Raw genomic sequence first — 19,467 nt, forward strand, 5'->3', positions numbered from 1 at the left:
GCGACGCGCCTCCCTTGGCGTGAGGTGACGGGGATGGTGCACCAGAGCCAACAAGGCGACAGCCGCCCCTCATCCCGTACGCGGCCTTCATCCCGTGCCGGGCCCTTCGACGGAATCAAGTCCCTTCCGTCCCGTGGGACATGAGAACCTGAAACCGGGAGAGGGGTTCGGGCAGAGCCGTCGAGGTGTGTGCCGACAGGGGGGTCCTCGATGTTCGGGGCAGAGTTGTTCACCCAGACCGCTGCCGCCGCCGCGGGCACGATGGTGGGGCTGATGACCACCGACGCCTGGCAGGTGGCCCGGCACCGGATCGCGCGGTTCCTGCGCCGGGAGGACGTGGAGCGGCTGGACCGCGCGCGGGCGGAGCTGGACGCCGCGCCGCCGGGGCGGCAGCAGGTCATCCTGCGGCAGCAGCGGGAGGAGTGGGACAGCACCCTGCGCGGTCTGCTGGAACGCGACCCCACGCTGTCCGGGCTGCTGACGGAGTTCGTCCAGGAGTTCTCCGGCATGGTGCGCCCGGTCTTCATCCAGGTCCAGCAGCCGCCGGCCCCGCTGGAGCCCGCCCGTGCCCCGGGTGCGCTGACCGTCGCTCCTCCGCTGGGCCGACTCGACCGCCGGGTGCGCGGCCGCGGGCCGCTACTGGACACGCTCAAGCAGCTGGTGGGCAAGCCGACTTCGGGTGTGCGGGTGCTGCACGGCATGGGCGGGAGCGGGAAGACCACGGTCGCCCTGGAGATCGCCGCGTACGCCGCCGCGCTGAACGTCGACGTGTGGTGGGTGACGGCGAAGAACCCCGCCGCGCTGAGCGCGGGGATGCGCGAGGTGGTGGCCGCGCTGGGCACCCCCGCCGACCTCATCGACCGTGCCTGGTCCGGGCGTTCGAGCGCGACCGATCTGCTGTGGCGGCGGCTGTGCGACACCGCGAGCCCCTGGCTGCTGGTGGTGGACAACGCCGACGAGCCCGAACACCTGGCGCCCTACGGCCGGTTGGCGGAGGGCACGGGATGGATCCGGCCCGCCGCCGAGCTGCCGGGGCTGGTGCTGATCACCAGCCGGGACAGCAGCCCGACGACCTGGGGGCCGTGGGCCACGCTGCACTCGGTCGACGCCCTGGAGGAGGACGACGCCACCGAGGTGCTCTGGGACCTCGCCGGGGAGCGGGCCGGATCCCGCGAGGACGCCCGGATGCTGACCCGCCGGCTCGGCGGACTGCCGCTGGCGCTGCGCATCGCCGGCTCGCATCTCGCGGCGGCCTCCGCCTTCCCCGCCTGGCCGGGCACCACGACCGTGCGGACGTACGCCGACTACCGCGTGGCGCTCGACGAGCGCTTCACCGAACTCCTCGACCAGCGCCCGCCCGGGCAGCAGGGCGGCACCTACTCCGTCCCGGTGACCGGCACCTGGGAGCTGTCCCTGGACCTCCTGGAGCGGCGGGGCATCGTCCAGGCCAGGCCGCTGATGCGGCTGCTGTGCTGCCTGGGCGAGGCCCCGGTACCGCTGGTGGGTCTGTTACGCCCGGACCGGCTGGCGGCCTCCTCGCTGCTGCCCGGGATCACCCCCCAGGAGCTGTACACCGCGCTCACCGCGCTCGCCGACTTCGGCCTGGTCGAGCTGCACACCCCGCCCGGCGGCGACGACCACGCCCGCACCCTGGTGCTGCACCCGCTGGTCCGGGACGCCGGCCGGCTCCAGCGGGACCTCGCCGAGCACTGGGAGGAGTACGCGGCCGTCGTCGCCGACCTGGTCGTCTGCGCCACTGCCGAGCTGAGCGAGGACGACCCGCGCGACTGGCCTCGCTGGCGGCTGCTGCTCCCGCACTGCGACGCCCCGCTGGCCCTGATGGGCGACCCGTACGAGGCCGAGGACGAGCTGGTCTCCAAGGCGCTGCGGGCGGCGGCGGCCGGGGCCCGGCATCTGTTCCGGCGGGGCTGGCTGGACCGCGCGGAGGAGGTGCTCGACGCGTGCGAGCCGGTGGTGCTCGCCTGCGGCCCGCGCGATCCCGACGCGCTCGAAGTACGGGCCGCCGCGGCCCACTTGCTGCACATGCGCGGTCGCCTGTCCGCGGCCGAGTCGCTGTTCCGTACGGTGCTGGAGGACACCCGGGCGCTGTTCGGCGACGCGGCCGCCGAGACCGCCGACGCCCGGTACGCGCTCGCGAACCTGCTCAACGGGCGGGGCCGCCCGGTGGAGGCGGAGACCGAGTACCGCGCGGTGCACGCCACGCGCCGGGCCCTGCTGGGCGAGCGCGACCCCCGCACCCTCGCCGCTCGCAAGGGCGTGGCCTGGATGGCCCGTTACCGGGGGCTGCTCGCGGAGGCCGAGGAGGAGTACCGCCTGCTCCTGGACGCCTACCGGGAGACCCTCGGCGCCGACCATCCCGACACCCTGGTCACCCGGCACGAGATGGCCCAGGTGCTGCACGAGCGCGGGATGTTCCGCCAGGCCGAGCTGGAGCTGCGGGAGACGCTGGAGGTGTGTGCGCGGGTGCTGGGCGAACGCCACCCGAGCACGCTCGCGGTGCGCCACGACCTCGCCGACGTGCTGCGCGACCGCGGTCTGCTGGCCGAGGCCGAGCGCGAGTTCCGTACGGTGCTGGCGACGCGCGCCGACGCCTACGGCGAGGACCACCCGGAGACCGTGTCCGCCCGGCACGGCCTGGCCACCGTGCTGCGCGACCGGGGCTGGCCCGGTGACGCGGAGACCGAGTTCCGGGAGGTCTTCGAGGTGCAGCGCCGGCTGCTCGGCGACATGCACCCGCACACCCTGGTGGTCCGCCACAACCTGGCCGACCTGCTGATGGAGCGGGGGCAACTGGAGGCGGCGGAGGCGGAGTTCAGGGAGGTGTACGCGGCGCGCCGCGAGGTGCTGGGCGAACAGCACCTGCTGACCCTGTCCGTACGGCACGGCGCCGCGCACGTCCTGCACCTGCGCGGGCATGTCGAGCGGGCGGAGACCGAGTACCGCACGGTGCTCTCGGACTGCGTCGACACCCTGGGCCCCCGTCACCCCGGCACCCTCGCGGTCCGGCACAACCTCGCCGACCTGCTCAAGGACCAGGGCCGGTTCGCGGCCGCGGAACAGGAGTTCAGGGAGGTCTACGAGGCCCGGCGGACCGTGCTCGGCGAACAGCACCTGCTGACCCTGTCCGTACGGCACGGCGCCGCGCACGTCCTGCACCTGCGCGGGCATGTCGAGCGGGCGGAGACCGAGTACCGCACGGTGCTCGCGGACTGCGTGGACACGCTGGGGCCACGGCATCCGGGGACCTTGGCGGTCCGGCACAACCTGGCCGACCTGCTGCGCCTCAAGGGTGAACTCGCCGAGGCCCGGACGGAGTTCACGGAGGTGCGGGAGGCCTGCGAGGAGGTGCTGGGGCTACGCCACCCGCGGACGCTGGCCGCCGGGGAGGCGCTGGCCCGCCTGCGGACCGAGGACGGTGATCACACGCCCCGCGATCCCGACTCCGCGGCGGCCGGTTCGTAGCCCGGGAAACGGGAGGGGATCCGGCTGAGGTCCCACAGGGCGAGGGTCTTGTCGTCGTAGAAGTCGTCGGACTCGTCGTCGTCGATGACCTGGAGCGGCTCGGGCAGGCCGAAGGGTGCCTTGCACAGGTCGATGGGGCGCCACCAGCCGGTGACGATGTCGGTGTTGGCCGGTGTCCGGGGGAAGGTGGTGGTGAGGAGATAGCGCGAGCCGCTCTCCCGGAACCGGGTCAGGGCCTCCACCACGTGCTGGTAGGAGAAGTGCACGAGGGCGTCCCGGCACACGATGAGGTCGACCCGCGGCACCGGCTGCGCGGTGAAGTCGAGCAGCTGGAACTCCCGTCCCGGGCCCGGGTGGTTGGCGCGGTTGGCAGCGACGAGGTCCGCGACCACGTCCCCGCCGAGGTAGGAGGCGCCGTGCAGTTCGACGTACCGCATCCAGTTGAAGTCGCCGCAGGGCGCGTCCAGGACCGACCGGACACCCAAGTCCTTGATGAGAGCGCCGAGTTGGGCGATCACCCGCTTCATGCGCTGTAGCTCGGAGCCCGGTCCTGAGCGGGTCTCGTCGGAACCCCAGCGGTTGGTGCGGTAGATGTCCGTGAACACGTCGTGGAGGTCGGCCTCGTCACGGGGGTCCGTGACGTCGACGTAGCGCCGCGCGTCCACGTCGTAGACGGGCTCCCCAGGATTGCTCAGGTACCGCGGGGTCAATGACGTCCTCTTTCGCTGCCCGTCGGCGGGACGTGTGGCAGCCCAGCCTCAGGCAGCATAACGCTCCTCAGGGCCGGACCTGGATGAGCGCGTGGGTCCCGCCGGTCCGCCAGCGCTGCCCCTCCGCCTCGACCAGCGCGGCCTCCGTGCGGGCGTCGAGCCCGGTGATCACATCGGACTTCAGTGTGCGCAGCGCGGCGACCGGCCCCGGGAAATGGGCGGTCGTCTCGGCGAAGGACGTGGTGGGCGCCCACCACCGGTCCCCGACCAGACGCCGGTAGTTGAGGTCCCCCTTCAGCACGGTCAGCGCGGCTCCGCCGATCTCCGTACGCAGGTCGTCGGGCATGTCGGCGTACGGCAGCGGCGCGCAGGAGAACGCGTGCGCGCGGACGTCGAGCCGCCCGTCCGCCATGGCGTCCCACAGCCGCCGCCCGTACCCTGCGGCCTCCCCCTGCGCCCGCACCAGCCGGCGCAGCGCGTCGACGACGTCGGCGGTGGTCGCGTCGGAGACGTAGTAGGGGTACGGCTTCACGTGCAGGACGGCCCGCTCGATGCGCCCGTGTTCGAGGAGGTGGGCGAGGAGGAGCAGGTCGGGGATGAGTTCGCGCCCGGCGTTGTCGGCGATCAGGCACAGCGTGCCGGTGCCGTCGAGCAGCGTCCACAGCCGTTCGCTGTCGTCGGCGACCAGATCGGGTACGGCGTCCCGTCCCTCGGCCCGGCCGTCGGAGAGCCGGAACCCGAGGTCGGCGCGGTTGCCCCACAGCGAGCCGTGCAGCAGGGCCGCGCCCCGCTCCTCGACGGACCGGGAGGCGAGCTCGTCCAGCGCGGCCAGTTCCTGGTCCGTCTCCGGGGAGTCGAGCTCGGTGAGCTTGGCGGGCCGGAAGGGGTCGATGCCCTGCCAGGGGCCGGGTTCGAAGTAGCCGACGGCGTCGAGGAGCCGGCGGTAGAAGTAGCTCTCGGACCAGAGCCAGGGCACGTCGAACCAGGACTGCCCGAGGTGGGTGTCGATGCCCCACTCGGCCCACGCCCCGCCGGGGAGCGGCTCGATCACGCCCTTGGTGCAGTTGTCGAGCAGCGCGTCGAGGGCACGGTGCTGGTCGGGGCCGTAGGGGAAGGCCTCCCGCACCTGCGCGATGATCGCGGGGTGCCGCTCGGCGAGCACGCTGTGCGGGAAGGAGCCGGGTTCACTGGCGAGGACTACGGCGGCGCTGACAGACATACGCCGACTGTAGCCACCCTTCAGACGCCTCTCGACTCCTGCTCCAGCTGGCTCACCAGTGCCAGGTACCGGGCCCGGCGGGGAACCGGCACCAGCCCCCGGATCATCACGTGCCACATCTGGGCGAGCCGCCGCGGCTGCCGCCCGACCGGCTCCAGATGCGGTCCCACCACGCGTGTCCCGACGAAGAAGCAGACGAGCGAGTGGGCGACCGCGTCCACGTCGGTGTCCGGGTGGAGGTCGGACTCCTTGACCGCGCCGAGCAGTTTCCCCGTCGCGAGGTCGAGCCACTCGGTGAACGGGTGTCGCAGCGGTGCCCGCACCTCGACTCCGCCCGTGGCGAGCCGGAGTCCGGCCCGCAGTATGGGCCCCTCGACCGACAACCGCGCTATCTGGAAGGTGATCCGGACCAGCGCCTCCAGCGAGGTGCAGCCGCGTGCCTCCACGTCCCCGGCAACCTGTCGCGAGGTCCGGGACTGTATCTCCATGATCGCGTGGGCGAGGTCGTCCTTCGCCGCGAAGTGGAAGTACAGCGCACCCTTGGTGACTTGGGCGTGCTCGACGATGTCGCTGAGACTGGTCGATTCATAGCCACGACGGTCGAACAGATCGGCGGCGGCGGTGATGATCGTCGCTCGGGTCTGTTCAGCGCGTAACTGCCTCGGCATCGACTGCACACTCCTGTGACGGAAAAGAACGGGTCATGCCGTTTGTTTCTCACTCCCTGTACACGATAACTCACCCTGCGACGGCACCTGCACGGCATACGAAGGCCACCGACTCCCCTTGCAGCGCTACGACTTGTACGTCGGTGCCGCCCGTGTCGCTCACCTCGATCCAGACCGGCCGGTCCAGCTCGGCGAACTGGTGGAACGTGGCGTGGAAGGACGCGGGCACCGGGCCGTCCGCGCCGCCGTGCGCCCGTACGGCCTGGCGGGCGGCCTCCAGGAGGAGCATGCCGGGGATGTGGTCCAGCGGGTGATCGAAGAAAACGGGGTGCGCGGTATCGACCCTGAGCCGCCAGCGGTCGGGGCGGTCGGCGGGTGACAGGAGCACGTCGGTGGACAGGGCCCGTCCCACCACGTCGGCCGGCAAGGGCGTCGGCGTCGGCCGGGGCAGCCGCAGGGCCCCCACGTCGGCGGTACGCCCCCCGCGCAACCGGCGGTAGACGGCCTCCTTCGTCCAGCTCACGGCGATGCGGCCGGTCGCGACGCGCTCCGGCCCGAGGTGGACCACGGCGTCGTAGCTCAGCGCGGCGGGTCGGCCGGCGCGCCGGCGGACCTCGTCGACGGTGATGTCGACGACGGGTTCGGCGGGGGTGGCGCCTACGGCCAGGTGCTCGGGGCGGGTGTCGACACGCAGGTCCCGAAGGACGAACTGATGACCTATGGGGACCTCGTAGGCGGTGTGGGCGAGCAGTGCCCCGCACTGGCGGACCGTTTCTGCAACCAGCAGCGGCTCATAGGCCGAGCGGTCCGCCGACACGTGTAACTGGTGGGCGCGCGGCCACTGGGCGGTGAGGCTGAAACGGTCGGGTCCGGTCCTGGTCCAGCCGGTGAGGAGGGTCTCCGCGACGGACACGCGGTGCACGAGTTCACGGGGGACGGTCGCCGTCAGGGGCCCGGGCCCGGACGGGAACTGTGCGAACTGCCGCAACTCTGGCATGTCTCCCCCTCGTTCCTCCGAAGCGGTGCCTCCGAAGCGATGACGGACGGCGAGGTGCCCGTGCCGGTGAGCGATAGAGTACGAGGGATTCCGGTCTGTTTTCAATGTGACCTGATCGAGACCGGACGAGACCCGACTCGGCTCATGGGAGGGGTTCTTGTGGCGAGACAGGAGCGCGCCATCAGGACACGCAGGACGATCGTGGAGGCCGCGGGCGCCGTCTTCGACGAGCACGGGTACGCCGCGAGCACCATCGCGATGGTGCTGGAGCGGGCCGAAGTCACCAAAGGCGCCCTGTACTTCCACTTCCCCTCCAAGGAGTCCCTCGCCCAGGCGGTGCTCGACGAGCAGTTGTCGCTGGGGGCCGTGCCGCCGCATCCGTGCAAGCTCCAGGAGATCGTCGACATGACGTTCGTCTTCGGGCAGCGGCTGCGGACCAACTCCCTGCTGAAGGGCAGCGTGCGGCTGACGGTGGACCAGTGCGCGCCGCCCGGGGTCGATCACACGGGGCCGTTCAGGCAGTGGGGCGAGCACCTGACGGGGATGCTGCAAGGGGCTCGGGAACAGGGCGAGTTGCTGCCCACGGTGGAGCCGCGGGAGACGGCTGACCTGCTGGTCGGGGCGTTCGCCGGAGTGCAGTTGATGTCACGGGCGCTGCACGAGCGCGCGGATCTCGGGCACCGGATCTCCGTGATGTGGGCCCACATACTGCCGAGCATCGCGGTGCCGGGACTTCTGACCGGCCTCGACAGCCGTCCCGACCGCGGGGCACGGCTGCTGGCGCTGATCGAGGGCCGGGAACTGGTGGGCGCGGAGGCCTGAGCGCGGGGGCTCTGCCACGGGCGCCGCACGCAAGTGGGCCGGCCCGTGCCCCATCCGCACCGGTCGGCCCACTCGTTCGCGGGAGTTCGCTCAGAAGGTCAGCTTCCAGCTGTTCAGCGTGCCCGTGTCCTGCGCCGCCGTGTCCTGGACGCGCAGCTTCCAGGTGCCGTTGGCGGTCTCGGAGGAGGCGTTCACGGTGTAGGTGGTGTTGACGTTGTCGGCCGAGTCGGAGGAGCTGGCCGTCTTCAGGCTGTACACCGTGCCGTCCGGGGCGACGAGGCCGATCACCAGGTCACCACGGTAGGTGTGGGTGATGTCGACGCCGACCTGGAGGGTCGAGGGGGCGTTGCCGGTGCGGCCGCTGACCGTGATGGCGGACTCGATCGCGGAGCCGTTGTCCGGGACGGCGACGGCGGTGGTGTTGGAGAAGGTCGTCCCCGTCGTCGTACCGCCGCCGCTGACGGCCGCGACCGTCTTCGCCGCGTCCGCGAGGCCCGCGCCGCAGCCGCCGGAGCAGGCGCCCGGCAGCGGACGGGCGTTGTTCTTGATGGCGGTCTCGATCTGCGCCGGGGTCAGCGAGGAGTTGGCCGACTTCACCAGCGCGACCAGGCCCGCGATGTGCGGGGTGGCCATGCTGGTGCCCTGGTAGTAGGCGTACGACTCCGAAGACGGCGTCGAGGCACCGGAGTTGAGCGTGGACAGAATGCCGTTGGCGGTGCCGGTGCTGGTCTGGCCACCGGGCGCCGAGATGTCCACCAGGGAGCCGTAGTTGGAGTAGGAGGCCTTGGCGCCGGTGCGGTTGGTGGCGGCGACCGAGATGATGTTGTTGCAGTTGCCCGGCGAGTGGCCGGAGACGTTCTCGTTGTCGTTGCCGGCGGCCACGACGACGGTCGTGCCGCGGCTGACGGCGTTGTTGATGGCGGTCTGGGTCGCCGAGGTGCAGGCGCCGTCGCCGCCGAGGCTCATGTTGATGACCTTGGCGACGTTGGTGTTGGCGGGCACGCCGGAGACGGTGCCGCCGGACGCCCAGGTGATGGCGTCGATGATGTCGGAGTCGTAGCCGCCGCACTTGCCGAGGACGCGCACCGGGGAGATCTTCGCGCCGTACGCGATGCCGGCGACGCCCTTGCTGTTGTTCGTGACCGCGGCGATGGTGCCGGCGACGTGCGTGCCGTGCCAGGAGGAGGTGGAGGCCGGGATGCCCGCGCCGCACTCGTTGGCCGCGTAGTAGTCGCCCGGGTCGGCGGGGTTGCTGTCGCGGCCGTTGCCGTCGACGGAGACCGCCGTGTCGGAGATGAAGTCGTAGCCGCCGACGATGTTCGCGGCGAGGTCCGAGTGGGTGACGTAACCGGTGTCGATGACGGCGACGGTGACGCCGGTGCCGGTCGACGTCGCCCAGGCGCCGGGCACGTTCATGCCGGCCGTGGACTCGAACAGGTCCCACTGCTTGGCGTACTCGGTGTCGTTCGGGTCGGCCTGCGGCTTGTTCAGGCGGTCCGGTACGACGTAGGCGACCTGCGGGTCCGCCTTGAACTCGGCGACGGCGTCGGCGACTTCGGCCTTGCTGGGGTCCGCGCCCAGGTCGACGAGGGCGGCCCCGGTGCCGAGTCTGCGCTGGAAGTCGGCGTCCTTGGCGGCGGCGTCGGCCTCGGCGGCCTTGTTCGAGGTGGCCTCGGCGGCGCCGGACTTGTAGCCGACGATGAGGCGCTCGGCCTGGACGCCGGGGGCGGCCTCGGTGAGCGCGGCCGGGACGGCGGTGTCCTGCGCGGGGGTGTCCTGGGCGACGGCGACGGAGGCCGTGCCGACGGAGAGCAGGGCCGCGGAGACGGCCGCGGCGGTTATCAGCTTCCGCCGGAGGGAGGGGGAGGTACGCAAGGGCTTGCCTTTCGTGGCCGTGCTCCGGGCAGCGCGGAGCGGCAGTCGATTCGCTTCGGCGATGAAGCGGCGGGGGGGTGCAGCTGCGGGGGTGGAGCCAGGAGCGCGGCGGCCGGCCGGCGAAACGTGGGGTGCGGGCGTGACCCGTTCGGGGTTACCTGTGGGTCAGCTGTGGTCGAACGATAGGCAAAGGGAAGGTCATGGGGATACAGGGGAAACCCTTGAGCAGGCAAGGAACCCACCCTCTGCACCGACCGGTTGACCGGGGATGGCCGCTTTGCCCGCGTCTGCCTGCGGCGGACCGTGCGGGGCGCCGGTGAACGCTCGCGGGCCGTGTCCCGTACTGCACGGAAGCCCGTCTTTCCCGCGCCGCCCGAGGAGGCGTTCCGGATGGCCCGGATGCCCTGGACCACAGCCCGTCGTACGAGTGCGGCGGTCGCCGCCCTGACACCCTTCCTGCTGACCTTGTTCGCGGCGGCGCCCGCGCAGGCCCATGGCGCTCCCACGGATCCGGTGAGCCGGGTCTTCGCCTGCTCCCCCGACGGCAGTTCCTCGGGCACGGCCGCGTGCCGGGCGGCCGTGGCGGCGAACGGCTCGCCCTTCACGGCTTGGGACAACCTGCGGGTCGCGAACGTGAACGGCCGGGACCGGCAGACGATCCCGGACGGCAAGCTGTGCAGCGGTGGCCTGCCCGCCTACCGGGGCCTGGACCTGGCGCGCGCCGACTGGCCGGCGACCCGGCTGTCCCCCGGCGCGAGCCTGACCATGAAGTACGTCTCCACGATCCCGCACACCGGCACGTTCCGGATGTACCTCACCGAGCCCGGCTACGACCCGTCGAAGCCGCTGAAGTGGTCCGATCTGCCGGAGCGGCCGTTCGCCGAGGTGAAGGACCCGGCGCTCACGGACGGCGCCTACCGGATCAGGATGACGCTACCGAAGGACCGTACGGGGCGGCAGGTGCTGTACACGATCTGGCAGAACAGCAGTACGGCGGACACGTACTACTCGTGCTCGGACGTGGTGTTCCCGGCGGCCGAGGACAAGAGCGGGGACGGAGCCGCCGCCCCGGCCGCGTCGCCGACCAGGTCCCGGGCTGCGGAGAAGAAGCCGGCGACGAGTCCGGCGCCGTCCACTCCCGCCGCGACGCCCACGCCGGCTCCGTCCCTCGCCCGTTCCGCGGGCGCGGTGGCCCCCGACTCCACGCCGGTGGCCGCCGACGCGGACGGCAACTCCGGACCGTCCGCGCCCGTGCTTGCGGGCGGCGCCGCCGCGGTGCTGGTGCTCACCGGGGGCGCCGCCCTGGCGCTTCGTCTGCGCCGACGCTGAACTACGCGCTCACAGCGTTCAGTTGACGTAGACGGGGTCGCCGCTCGCGGTCACCGGGCTGTACTTGGCGCTCCAGAAGCCGTTGGCGGGGCACAGCGAGGAGCCGGAGGTGCGGGTGAACTGCTGGTTGCTGAACGCGATGCTGTTGTCGGCGTTGTCGGCCGTGCCGGACAGGCCGGCCGCCGCCTGGTAGACACAGCTGACGCTGCCGAGCAGGGTGCGCAGCACGACGGTGGTCTGGATGGCGGAACCGCTTGCCGGGGTCACGGAGACGGCGCCGCCGGAGGAGACGTCGGTGGTGTAGGGCAGGTTGTTCACCGTGATGCTGGTGACGCCGAGGACGCCGACCACGTTCGAGGTGCAGCTGCTGAAGGTCTGCCCGGTCAGGGACTCGACGGCGGTGCCCGGCGCGGTCGGGTTGCTGCCCACCGTCGCGGTGAAGGTGGAGGCGGCACAGGTGATGCCGCTGGTGCCGGTCGCGCTGGAGAACAGGGTCGCGGTGGTGCCGCCGGCCAGGGACGCCGTGATGGTGGTGCCCTCGGCGACGCCGGGTCCGCCGACCGAGCCGGTGGTGAGGACCGCGACGTCGTCCGCGGCGGCGGGGGCGGAGGCGGCCACGGCCACGGGGAGCGCGAAGGCGGCAGCGGCGGCGGTGAGGGAGACGAGAGTACGCATACGCATGCGGGGTTGCCTCTTTCGTGAGGTGAGGGTGGGTGTGGGGGGGGCGCGGACGCGTGTCGCGTCCGCCGTTGCCGACCCGTCACGCCTTCTCCGTACGTGACGGACCGGCAACGGCAGCCGCCGGTGACCGTCCGAAGGCCCCATGGGGGAGGGCTCCGGTCGGGCCGGTCGGGAGGTGGCGAGCCCGGTGCGGCCCAGGGGGGAAGCGGCCGGTACGGGTGCCGTGGAGGGTCGGGCTCGGGCGGTGAAGAGCCCGTGATGGACAGACGGTCCGGGAATGCGGACAGGTACCGCCCGAAGGCTTGGATCCGGCGCCACGGATCCGGGGGAAGCCAGGAGAGTTGTAGACCTGATCATCTGTCAACGTCAAGGTACCGAAAGGGAGTTGATCTTTGATTGGCGGTTTTTTCCGCCCGTCCGAGCGTTGTTGATCACCGGTGCCACATAATCAACACCCTTTACTCACAACTTGCTTGACCCATGAGCGTAACCGCCGGTAACTTCCGTGGCGTTACTGCGGAGTACGTACCGGAAAGCCCTTGCAGCCACCGGGAGGTGCGAGGGGGCGTGCGCCGCAGCCGATGTCCGCGCCAGGACACCACGCCTACGAAGCCGCACATCCGCACGTGAGCCCCACTTGCGTTGACTATGTCCCTGGGAGCAGCACATGGCCTCATCCGTCGGCAACACCTCTGAGACCTCCGAAAGCGGTTCCGCTCCACAAGCCCCCGACGGCTCCGCGAGACGCGGGCGGGTCCGGGGTCGCCGGGCCGCGATCATGGCGGTGCCGGCCGTCGCGATCACCGCGGGTCTCGCGATCATGACCGCCGAGGGTGCGCTCGGCGTCCAGTTCGCCATCTCCGGCATGCCCTTCACGGTCACCGCGGAGAACCTCAACGGCACCGGCTTCGAGCAGTTCGGCGGCCTCGACAACATGGCGGACAACAGCCCGAACGCCGGCGACACCGGCGGCCAGGTCCTGGTGATGACCTCCGCCATCAAGAGCGCGACCCTCACCAAGCTGTGCCAGAGCGTCGACCTGGGCGGCACCAACCTCGTCATCAAGGCCGGCTGGGGCGCCAAGAAGGTCGAGGCGACGGACCTGACCACGGACTCGACCGAGCTGTCCGGTGACGCCGCGTTCCGGAACATCGAGATCGGCAACGACGCCAGCACCCTCACCAAGGCCGGCGTGCAGGGCCCCCTCGGTGTCTTCAGCCAGCAGTCGGACACCGTGTCCATCGACAACCTGCGCCAGACCAACTACGCCACCACGGCCGGCGTGTTCAAGCTGCCCAACCTCAAGATGAGCTTCAGCGGCACGGCCTGCTGATGGAGAGCCAGGAGCCGGTGGACGGCGGACAGCCGATCGAGAGCGGACAGCCCGTGGGCGCGCGGCAACCCGTCGCCCAGCAGGACGCGTTCACCCGCTGGGTGTACGGACGGCCCTTCTTCGGCGGACTGTGGCTCACGCTGGGCGGGGCCTGGATCCTGCTCACCATGAAGGCCTCGATCAAGGTCGTCATGCACGTCGGGATGCAGGGAGTGGCGGGCTACCTCCTGCCGACCCTGATGATCCTGGTGGGTCTGCTGACCCTCTTCAGTCCGGGGCAGCGCCTGTTCTACTCGATCGTCGGCGTCCTGTGCTCCATGGGCACCTGGCTCACCTCGAACCTGGGCGGCTTCATGGTCGGCCTGCTGCTCGGGGTGGTGGGCAGCGTCCTCATCTTCGGCTGGCTGCCCGACCAGGGCCCGCGGACGAGCCGCCGCGACCGGCGCGAGCAGGGACAGCGGACCGCGCAGGACGGTCCGTCGTACGACACGGGGCAGCCCGGCACCGGGACGGACACGGCCGGGATGGCCTCCGCCACCCCGCAGGCCGCCCAGTGACCCGGACCCCGCAATGACCCGGACCCCGCAGTGACCCGGGCCGCCCGGTAGCCGGGCCCGCGCACTCCGCCCGGGTCCTGCGCCCGGTAGCCGGGCCCGCGCACAGCACCCGGGTCCCGCTGCCGGGGCGGACCGCCCGGGTCCGCGGCGTCACGCGCCCGCCCTCCCCGGGGCCGGACCGCGCAGGCACCGCCCGTCACCCGCCGGGCAGCCTGCGCGGTTCGACGCGTTCCTCCACCGCCCTGTCCCCCTCCCGGGTGACGACGTAGGCGCCCTTGCCGGGGATCTCGGTGACGGCCTCGACGAGTTCGGTGCCGCGGTAGACCAGGCCCACGCCGTCGTCCGTGCAGTGGGTCACGGGCAGGGTGCCGTCCGCGACGAGCCGGTGGACCAGGGGACGGCGGCCCGGGTCGCTGTCGTAGTGCACTCCGTTGCCGTACGGCAGGAAGCCCAACGCGTCGGTGAGCGGCCGGAGTTCGGGGCCGTAGGAGTCGGTGGTGCCGCCCTCGAACCAGCACAGGGAGCCCGCGCTGACGCCGCTCAGCACCACACCGGACTCCCACGCCCGGCGCATGACCCGGTCCAGGCCGTGGACCCGCCACACGGCGAGCAGGTTCGCGACGGAGCCGCCCATCACCCACACCACGTCCTGTTCCAGGACGGTGCCCTCGACGTCGTCCAGGTTGGGCATGGGGAAGAGCTGGAGCGGGGTGAGGTCGAAGCCGGCCACCCGGGCCGCCTCGTGCATCCGGGCCGTGAAGTGCTCGGCGTCCCCGATGGCCGTACCGGCGTACATCACGCGCGGCCTGCGCCCGTGGGCACCCGACAGCTCGACGGCATGGTGCACCAGCGCGTGGAAGGACACCATGGTGCGGCCCCCGGTGCGGTGTCCTCCGGAGGTCGCGACGATCGTCGGTTCTGTGGCCATTCACGTGATCCTAGCCAGCGGTCACGTAGCGGAGGGGGCAGGCGGTGCTCGGCGAACGCGGCGCGGAGACGGCGTGGTCGCCCGCGGGGCGTGACCCTCGCCCGCAGACGGGCCGGGACGAGAGCGCAAGCCCGCTACCGCCACCTCCTCCTGCCCGCTGACGTGAAGATCATTACGATGCGGAACCGAGAAGTCACTACAAGGGGCTGATCACTTGACTACCGGCGGTCACACGCGGTTGGCTCCTGGCCAGTGAAAGTTCAATCGGCCGACGCGCCCGCGTTCCGGCCGCACTTTCGCGTTCCGCCTGCTCGGCCGCACAGCGAGGTGCCGCACCCATGAACACTCCTCCCCCACCTCGGGCCCGCTCCAGATCCGTGTCCGTCGCCGCCCTGGCCGCCGTCGTCCTCCTGCTGCTCGCCGGCTGCTCCGGCGCCGGCGACTCCCGGCTCGACTCGGGCACGGACGGGGCGCAGGCGGACACCGCCCGCCTGAGAATCGCCCTGCTCACCCACGCGGGCAAGGACGACTCCTTCTGGGAGCTGGTCCGCAAGGGGGCCGAGGCCGCCGCCGCGAAGGACGGTGTCGAGCTGACGTACGCGAACGACTCCGATCCGGCGGGCCAGGCCCAGCTGGTGCGGGACGCGATCGGCGACCGCGTCGACGGCATCGCGGTGACGCTGGCCAAGCCGGCCGCGATGAGGGCGCCGGTGGCCGCGGCCCGCGCGGCGGGCATCCCGGTGGTCGGCCTCAACTCCGGTATCGACGCCTGGAAGTCGCAGGGGCTGCTCGAGTACTTCGGCCAGGACGAGAGCGTCGCCGGCGCGGCCGTGGGCACCAAGCTGAACGGCCTGAAGGCCAAGCACGCGCTGTGCGTCATCCACGAGCGGGGCAATGTCGCCCTGGAGGCGCGCTGCGCCGGTGTGCGCAAGACGTTCGGCGGCGAGACCGAGAACCTGTACGTGGAGGGCACCGACCCCGACGCGGTGGACGCGGTGCTCACGGCGAGGCTGCGGCAGGACCCCGGGATCGACGAAGTCGTCACCCTGGGCGCGCAGTTCGCGCTGGACGCCGTGGGCTCGGTGAAGGCGGCGGGCAGCAAGGCCCAGGTCGCCACCTTCGATCTCAACAACGACCTGGTCAAGGCGATCCGCGCCGGGAACGTACAGTTCGCGGTGGACCAGCAGCCGTACCTCCAGGGCTACCTCGCGGTCGACTCGCTGTGGCTGTACAAGACCAACGGCAACATCAGCGGGGGCGGCGTGGCCCCCGTCCTGACCGGGCCCGCCTTCGTCACCCGGACGAACGTCGCGGCCGTCGCGAAGTTCGCCGCCGCCGGCACCCGTTGACCCCTTCCTCGGGAACACCCTCCCGCTGACCGCCCAAGGACGACCATGCCCGACCGGAAAGGTGCCCGGCGCCGCCTCGGTTCCATACGTCTCTCCCTCATCCTGCTGGCGCTGGTGCCCAGCGTCACGCTGACCGCCATGTGGGGCGTGACGACCACGCAGTTGTTCTCGGAGGGTCTACGGCTGCGCTCGCAGACGGAGCTCAGCAGGTCGACCGGCGCGATGGGCACCGAGGCCACGCTCGCACTCCAGGGGGAACGCGCGGCCTCCGCCGCCTGGCTGGCCGGTGTGCCCGGCTCCCGGTCGGTGCTGGACCAGAAGCGCGCGGACAGCGACAAGGCGGTCGCCAAGCTCGTCGGGCGGTCGGACGAGATCCAGCGGGCGCCCGGCCGCATCGCCGACCAGCTGTACTCGGTGCTGGGCTCGGTCGGCAGCCTGGAGTACTACCGCGGTCAGGTGGACCACCCCACGGACATCACCGCCGTACAGGCACTGGACCAGTACACCTCGATCATCGACGACCAGGTCCACGCCTTCCAGCAGCTCTCCCAGGTCGACGACGGCGACCTCACCTCGCAGGCCGGGCCCCTCGTGGCCCTGGAGCACGCGGCGGAGCTCACCTCGCAGGAGGACGTCCAGCTGACCCTGGCCTGGCCGTCCGGGCATCTCGCCGAGAAGGACTGGGAGCAGTTCGTCCAGCTGGTGAACACGCGCCGCTGGCTGGTCGAGGACCAGATCGTGCCCGCGCTGAGCGGTAGCGCGAAGACCCAGACCGAGCGGATCCTCGCGAGCCCGGACTGGCAGACCCTGATGTCCGTCGAGGACCAGGTGCTCGCCGCGCGGTCCGACGGCACGGGACGGGTGGCCCTGCCGGACGCGCGCAAGCGGTGGGCGGCCGCGATGGAAAGGGTCTCGGTCCGCTACAGCGCCCTGATCCGGCAGCAGACCTCGGGGCTGCTGACCCGGAGCGCGGACAAGGCGCACGAGCAGCTGCTGACGGCCGCGTCGCTCAGTGCGGGCGGGCTGGTCGCGCTGCTGATCTGCCTCGTCATGTCGTGGCGGATCACCCGCTCGCTGTCCCGGCGGCTGCGCGGCCTGCGGGTGGCCACGCTGGGGCTCGCCCAGGAACTGCTGCCGGACGTGGTGGCGCGGCTGGAGCGCGGCGAGAAGGTCGACGTGGACAAGGCGGCGCCGGAGCTGGACTACGGCTCGGACGAACTGGGGCAGGTGGCCAAGGCGTTCAACACGGCGCAGCGGACGGCCGTGGTGACCGCGGTCGAACTCGCCGACACCCGGCGGGGGTTCCAGAAGGTGATCCTCGGGATCGCCCGGCAGAGCCAGAACCTCGTCAACCTCCAGCTCAGCCGGCTGGACACGCTGGAGCGCGAGCACCAGGACCCGGACGTCCTGGCCAGTCTGTACGAACTGGACTCCACGGCCAGCCAGTTGCGGCGGTACGAGGAGAACCTGGTCATCATCAGCGGCGGCCGGCCGGGGCGCAGCTGGAGCGAGCCGGTCGCGCTGATCGACATCCTGCGCAGCGCGGTGGGTGAGGTCGCCGAGTACCAGCGGGTCGAGGTGCACACCGAGGAGGAGGTCTGTCTGGCGCCGCCCGCGGTCGCGGACGTGATCCACCTCCTGGCCGAGCTGATCGAGAACGCGACGCTGTACTCCCCCGCGCCGAGCCCGGTCGGGGTGCGGGCGGGGCTGGTCGCCAAGGGGCTGGCCGTCGAGGTCGAGGACCGGGGCCTCGGCATGTCGGAGGAGGAGTACGCCGCCTTCAACGCCCACTTGGCGGAGGCGCCCAAGTTCGACGTGGTCGCTCTCGCCGACGACCTCCGCCTCGGCATGTTCGTCGTCGCCCGCCTCGCCAACCGCCACGGCATCCAGGTGACGCTGCGGTCCTCGCCGTACGGGGGGACGACGGCGATCGTGCTGATCCCGCACGAGGTGGTCGTACGGGACGAGGCGGGGGCGTTCGGTGACGCGGGGGCCTTGAGTGACGTTCCACCGGAGGCGGCCGGTGTGACCGCGGCGGTGGCGGGCGGCTCCGCGAGGACCGCGCTCACGGCCGGCCCGGTCCGCCGGACGAGGAGCGCCGACCGACCGGGCCGCCCACGTGACGCGGGCGAGGCCGACGACACGGGCGGCGCACCCGACGGGGACGACACGGACCACTCGGCAGGCGCGGACGACACGGGCGGAGCAGCCGAGGCGAACGGGACGGACCGCTCGACCGGCACGGGTGACCCGGACCGCGCGGCTGACGCGGACACTCGGGGCCACACGGCTGACGCGAACGAGTGGGATCGCTCAGCTCACGCGGGCGGTCGCCGTCACACGGCTGACGCGAACGAATCGGACCGCTCAGCTCACGCCGACGGTCGCGGTCACACAGCTGACGCGAACGAATCGGACCGCTCAGCTCACGCCGACGGTCGCGGTCGTGCAGCCGACGCGGTCCGGGCAGGCCGCTCAGGCGGCGGCGCCAGTCGTGCGCCGGGGCTCGCGGAGGTGGGGTCCGGTGCGGGCGCGGGCGGCCCGGTGGATGCCGGGCCCGCCGGGACGGACGGCACCGCGGGCGCGCGCGGTGCCCGCAGTGCCGCGGGCTCGGCCGCCTCGGACCTCGGCCTTCCCCCCTCGCCCCGCCTCGACGGTCTCGCCCCGCTCCCCCGGCGGGTGCCGCAGACCAGCCTTGCCGTGGAGTTGCGGGACGACCCCTCGGTCAGCGGTGTGGACGAGGGCGCCGAGGAGTTCACGGCGGACCACGCGGCCTCCTCGCTCGCCGGGTTCCAGCGCGGCACGCTACGCGCCCGGGACGAGGACGACCTCCTCGACGACCCGTGGGAGCCGGAGGGCCCGGAGAGCTCGCAGGACCCGGCCACGGACAGTGCCGCACCCGACGTACCGAAAGAGGCCACCACCTACGGGATCGACCCGCTCGACACCCCCGGGGACCGCGCTGCGGAGAGCTCGGACGCCGTCGGGGACGCCGGTTCCCCCGAGGCCCCCGACGGCCCCCTCGACGCCCCGCAGGACCCGGCCGTCGCCGCCCGCACTCCCCACACCGACCGCTCATGAAGGACACCGCCATGACACGCCCCACCCCCGCCACGCACACCCAGCTGGACCAGCTGCTCACCGGACTCGTGGAGCGGGTCGCCGACGTGACGCAGGCCGTCGTGCTCTCCGAGGACGGGCTGGTCGTCAGCAAGTCCACCGGGTTCCTGCGCGACGACGCCGAGCGGCTGGCGGCGACCGCGTCCGGCCTGATGAGCCTGAGCAAGGGCGTCAGCATGGACTTCCGCGGCGGTCCGGTGCGCCAGGCGCTCATCGAGATGGCCAACAGTTTCCTGATCCTGACCTCGGCGGGGCCCGGCGCCCACCTCGTCGTCCTCACCGGACCGAACGCCGACGTCGGGGTCGTGGCGTACCAGATGAACATGCTGGTGAAGAAGATCGGCGAGCACCTCAGCGCGGCACCGCGGGCCGGCATCGGCCCCACCGGCGGGTGAG

14 protein-coding genes and 1 pseudogene are annotated in these 19,467 nt (G+C 72.1%); 8 read left to right on the forward strand and 7 right to left on the reverse strand.

Annotated features, from left to right (window positions below; all coding sequences use genetic code 11):
- Positions 1-210 precede the first annotated feature (210 nt).
- Positions 211-3,483: an FxSxx-COOH system tetratricopeptide repeat protein gene (gene fxsT / locus OHN19_RS09490; protein ID WP_330263761.1), complete on the forward strand. Its 3,273-nt coding sequence runs from the start codon at positions 211-213 to the stop codon at positions 3,481-3,483.
- Here fxsT and OHN19_RS09495 read toward each other — a convergent pair.
- From OHN19_RS09495 to OHN19_RS09510, 4 genes are all read right to left on the reverse strand, one after another.
- Positions 3,441-4,193, reverse strand: coding sequence for a class I SAM-dependent methyltransferase (locus OHN19_RS09495; protein WP_330263762.1), 753 nt, complete (start codon positions 4,191-4,193; stop codon positions 3,441-3,443). The genes fxsT and OHN19_RS09495 overlap by 43 nt on opposite strands.
- A 67-nt stretch (positions 4,194-4,260) precedes the next feature.
- Positions 4,261-5,412: a damage-control phosphatase ARMT1 family protein gene (locus OHN19_RS09500; protein WP_330263763.1), complete on the reverse strand. Its 1,152-nt coding sequence runs from the start codon at positions 5,410-5,412 to the stop codon at positions 4,261-4,263.
- Between the two features lie 20 nt (positions 5,413-5,432).
- On the reverse strand, positions 5,433-6,080 hold the full coding sequence (locus OHN19_RS09505; RefSeq protein ID WP_330263764.1) for a ScbR family autoregulator-binding transcription factor: 648 nt from the start codon (positions 6,078-6,080) through the stop codon (positions 5,433-5,435).
- Between the two features lie 70 nt (positions 6,081-6,150).
- On the reverse strand, positions 6,151-7,077 hold the full coding sequence (locus OHN19_RS09510) for a ScbA/BarX family gamma-butyrolactone biosynthesis protein (RefSeq protein ID WP_330263765.1): 927 nt from the start codon (positions 7,075-7,077) through the stop codon (positions 6,151-6,153).
- Between the two features lie 159 nt (positions 7,078-7,236).
- Between OHN19_RS09510 and OHN19_RS09515 the strand changes: the two genes are divergently transcribed.
- The gene (locus OHN19_RS09515) at positions 7,237-7,899 is read left to right on the forward strand and encodes a ScbR family autoregulator-binding transcription factor (RefSeq protein ID WP_330263766.1); all 663 of its coding nucleotides are present in this window, start codon (positions 7,237-7,239) and stop codon (positions 7,897-7,899) included.
- Between the two features lie 90 nt (positions 7,900-7,989).
- Here OHN19_RS09515 and OHN19_RS09520 read toward each other — a convergent pair whose 3' ends face one another.
- Entirely contained in the window at positions 7,990-9,774 is a 1,785-nt protein-coding gene (locus OHN19_RS09520; protein ID WP_330263767.1) for a S8 family peptidase, read from the reverse strand.
- Between the two features lie 399 nt (positions 9,775-10,173).
- Between OHN19_RS09520 and OHN19_RS09525 the strand changes: the two genes are divergently transcribed.
- Entirely contained in the window at positions 10,174-11,103 is a 930-nt protein-coding gene (locus OHN19_RS09525) for a lytic polysaccharide monooxygenase (protein WP_419249574.1), read from the forward strand.
- An 18-nt stretch (positions 11,104-11,121) separates the two neighbouring features.
- On the opposite strand, the gene OHN19_RS09530 is transcribed toward OHN19_RS09525, so the two are convergent.
- On the reverse strand, positions 11,122-11,784 hold the full coding sequence (locus OHN19_RS09530) for a Tat pathway signal sequence domain protein (protein ID WP_330263768.1): 663 nt from the start codon (positions 11,782-11,784) through the stop codon (positions 11,122-11,124).
- Positions 11,785-12,451: 667 nt separating this feature from the next.
- Between OHN19_RS09530 and OHN19_RS09535 the strand changes: the two genes are divergently transcribed.
- On the forward strand, positions 12,452-13,117 hold the full coding sequence (locus tag OHN19_RS09535; RefSeq protein ID WP_330263769.1) for a DUF6230 family protein: 666 nt from the start codon (positions 12,452-12,454) through the stop codon (positions 13,115-13,117).
- Positions 13,117-13,674, forward strand: a complete 558-nt coding sequence (locus tag OHN19_RS09540; RefSeq protein ID WP_330263770.1) for a DUF6114 domain-containing protein — start codon at positions 13,117-13,119, stop codon at positions 13,672-13,674. Before OHN19_RS09535 ends, OHN19_RS09540 begins: the two co-directional genes overlap by 1 nt.
- 196 nt (positions 13,675-13,870) lie before the next feature.
- Here the strand turns inward: OHN19_RS09540 and OHN19_RS09545 are convergent, their stop codons facing one another.
- Positions 13,871-14,602: a peptidase E gene (locus OHN19_RS09545; RefSeq protein WP_330263771.1), complete on the reverse strand. Its 732-nt coding sequence runs from the start codon at positions 14,600-14,602 to the stop codon at positions 13,871-13,873.
- 338 nt (positions 14,603-14,940) lie between these two features.
- On the opposite strand from OHN19_RS09545, the gene OHN19_RS09550 reads away from it, so the two are divergent.
- From OHN19_RS09550 to OHN19_RS09560, 3 genes and pseudogenes are all read left to right on the forward strand, one after another.
- The gene (locus OHN19_RS09550; protein ID WP_330263772.1) at positions 14,941-15,951 is read left to right on the forward strand and encodes a substrate-binding domain-containing protein; all 1,011 of its coding nucleotides are present in this window, start codon (positions 14,941-14,943) and stop codon (positions 15,949-15,951) included.
- 45 nt (positions 15,952-15,996) lie between these two features.
- A pseudogene (locus OHN19_RS43910) lies at positions 15,997-17,920 on the forward strand (nitrate- and nitrite sensing domain-containing protein); the annotation flags it as partial.
- A gap of 1,123 nt (positions 17,921-19,043) precedes the next feature.
- On the forward strand, positions 19,044-19,466 hold the full coding sequence (locus OHN19_RS09560) for a roadblock/LC7 domain-containing protein (RefSeq protein ID WP_030313681.1): 423 nt from the start codon (positions 19,044-19,046) through the stop codon (positions 19,464-19,466).
- The last annotated feature ends 1 nt before the right edge of the window (position 19,467 follow it).

Source organism: Streptomyces griseorubiginosus (assembly GCF_036345115.1).
GTDB lineage: Bacteria > Actinomycetota > Actinomycetes > Streptomycetales > Streptomycetaceae > Streptomyces > Streptomyces griseorubiginosus_C.

What these genes read in the sequence shown, in the direction of transcription:
- fxsT (WP_330263761.1), top strand. Translation starts at nt 211, where the DNA reads ATGTTCGGGGCAGAGTTGTTCACCCAGACCGCTGCCGCCGCCGCGGGC.
- OHN19_RS09500 (WP_330263763.1), bottom strand. Translation starts at nt 5,412, where the DNA reads ATGTCTGTCAGCGCCGCCGTAGTCCTCGCCAGTGAACCCGGCTCCTTC.
- OHN19_RS09505 (WP_330263764.1), bottom strand. Translation starts at nt 6,080, where the DNA reads ATGCCGAGGCAGTTACGCGCTGAACAGACCCGAGCGACGATCATCACC.
- OHN19_RS09510 (WP_330263765.1), bottom strand. Translation starts at nt 7,077, where the DNA reads ATGCCAGAGTTGCGGCAGTTCGCACAGTTCCCGTCCGGGCCCGGGCCC.
- OHN19_RS09525 (WP_419249574.1), top strand. Translation starts at nt 10,174, where the DNA reads ATGCCCTGGACCACAGCCCGTCGTACGAGTGCGGCGGTCGCCGCCCTG.
- OHN19_RS09530 (WP_330263768.1), bottom strand. Translation starts at nt 11,784, where the DNA reads ATGCGTATGCGTACTCTCGTCTCCCTCACCGCCGCCGCTGCCGCCTTC.
- OHN19_RS09535 (WP_330263769.1), top strand. Translation starts at nt 12,452, where the DNA reads ATGGCCTCATCCGTCGGCAACACCTCTGAGACCTCCGAAAGCGGTTCC.
- OHN19_RS09540 (WP_330263770.1), top strand. Translation starts at nt 13,117, where the DNA reads ATGGAGAGCCAGGAGCCGGTGGACGGCGGACAGCCGATCGAGAGCGGA.
- OHN19_RS09545 (WP_330263771.1), bottom strand. Translation starts at nt 14,602, where the DNA reads ATGGCCACAGAACCGACGATCGTCGCGACCTCCGGAGGACACCGCACC.
- OHN19_RS09550 (WP_330263772.1), top strand. Translation starts at nt 14,941, where the DNA reads ATGAACACTCCTCCCCCACCTCGGGCCCGCTCCAGATCCGTGTCCGTC.
- OHN19_RS09560 (WP_030313681.1), top strand. Translation starts at nt 19,044, where the DNA reads ATGACACGCCCCACCCCCGCCACGCACACCCAGCTGGACCAGCTGCTC.